The sequence below is a fragment of the Rhodococcus sp. (in: high G+C Gram-positive bacteria) genome, from assembly GCF_049591685.1.
Classification (GTDB): Bacteria; Actinomycetota; Actinomycetes; order Mycobacteriales; family Mycobacteriaceae; genus Rhodococcoides.
Window position 1 is genome coordinate 1 of sequence record NZ_JBAWFH010000577.1, and the last position, 1,633, is coordinate 1,633.

Consider the following 1,633-nt stretch of genomic DNA (forward strand, 5'->3'; position numbering starts at 1 on the left):
GTGCTCAAGGGCGCGAACGCCGAGAATGAGATCAGCGCCGCCGAGAAGGCGCTCCGCAAGTTCAAGATCACCGATGCCCGCGTGGAAGTCGTCGGTGAGGGCGTTCTCGACGAGCCATCCCGGGTCATTCGCGCGACCGTGCGGTAGTGACCGCCCTGTCGGGAGATGTTTCACGTGAAACATTGAGGACGGGATTGGCCCAACGTCGCGGCGGTTGAGGCCGGCAAAGATGTTTCACGTGAAACGGCCTGTTCCCATGCTGACCCACTCCGCCGAAGGATGTTTCACGTGAAACGTTGCGATCGACCGGAAACCCGCGGACGAGGGTGTCGAGGGTGCCGGGTAGAGTAGAACGCGTTGTTGCTGGCTCGACAGAGAGAAGTGTTTTCACGTGACACACGCCGACGAGTCGGAGACCGCAGAGCCGTTCTCGCTCGACGACACTCCCCTCGCACGTGAGTTGGCTAACCTCACCGCGCGTCGCAAGGTGCTCGAGTCCGCTGACGTCACTCTTTCTGGGGAGACGCGAGTTCTGACGGTGTCGAACCAGAAGGGCGGCGTCGGAAAGACGACGACGTCAGTGAATATCGCCGCAGCGCTCGCGAGCGTCGGCGCGCGGGTTCTGGTGATCGATCTCGATCCGCAGGGGAACGCCTCAACCGCCCTCGGAGTGCCGCACACGGCGGACATCCCCAGCATCTACGACGTGCTCATCGACGAGTTTCCGATCGCAGACATCATCCAGACAAGTCCCGAGTCGCCGAATCTGTTCTGCGCGCCGAGCACCATCCATCTCGCCGGCGCGGAGATCGAGCTGGTGTCGCAAGTGGCGCGCGAGCATCGCTTGCGCACGGCGCTCGAGGAGTATCTCGCGTCGCCGCAGAACTCGATGGACTTCGTTCTCATCGACTGTCCCCCGTCGCTGGGATTGCTGACAATCAATGCGTTCACTGCGGCATCCGAGCTGATGATCCCCATTCAGTGCGAGTATTACGCACTCGAAGGCCTCAGCCAGCTTCTCAGCACCGTGCGGATGATCCAGAAGCACCTGAATCCGAGCCTGCATCTGTCGACGATCATCTTGACGATGTTCGATGCGCGCACGCGGCTCGCGCATCAGGTTGCTGACGAGGTGCGCGAACACTTCTCACAGCAGGTGCTCGACACCGTCATCCCTAGATCCGTGCGTGTCTCCGAGGCGCCGAGCTTCGGGCAGACCGTGATCGCCTACGATGGGCAATCTGCTGGCGCCGTCGCCTATCGCGAGGCGGCCATCGAGATCATTCGACGCAACAACGTGTCACCGACAGAAGGGCGCGCCTGATGGCAAAGCGCACAGGATTGGGCCGCGGAATCGGCGCACTCATTCCCACCAGCGAAGCGTCGGACGATCGTCCGTCGGACGTATTCTTTCCCCGCGCGGTGGCCACGGAGGATGTTTCACGTGAAACATCGGTCAGGTCGAATGGCGACGAGGCGAGCGACGCGCCCGTTGCGACCGACGACCTCGTTGCGGTTCCGGGTGCCCGCCTCGCCCACATCGATCCTCACGCCATCGTTCCCAACCCGCGGCAGCCGCGTACGCACTTCAAGCCCGAAGATCTCGCAGAGCTCGTGCACAGTGTGCGGGAAT

At 62.5% G+C, this 1,633-nt stretch carries 2 protein-coding genes; both read left to right on the top strand.

Annotation, left to right across the window (positions count from 1 at the left end; all coding sequences use genetic code 11):
• Positions 1 to 487 precede the first annotated feature (487 nt).
• Positions 488 to 1,324 carry a ParA family protein gene (locus WBQ44_RS23740; RefSeq protein WP_495569108.1) on the top strand — a complete coding sequence of 279 codons (837 nt, stop codon included), beginning with the start codon at positions 488 to 490 and terminating at the stop codon, positions 1,322 to 1,324.
• A partial coding sequence (locus WBQ44_RS23745) for a ParB N-terminal domain-containing protein (RefSeq protein ID WP_495569107.1) occupies positions 1,324 to 1,633 on the top strand: 310 nt, incomplete at its 3' end. The genes WBQ44_RS23740 and WBQ44_RS23745, both read left to right, overlap by 1 nt.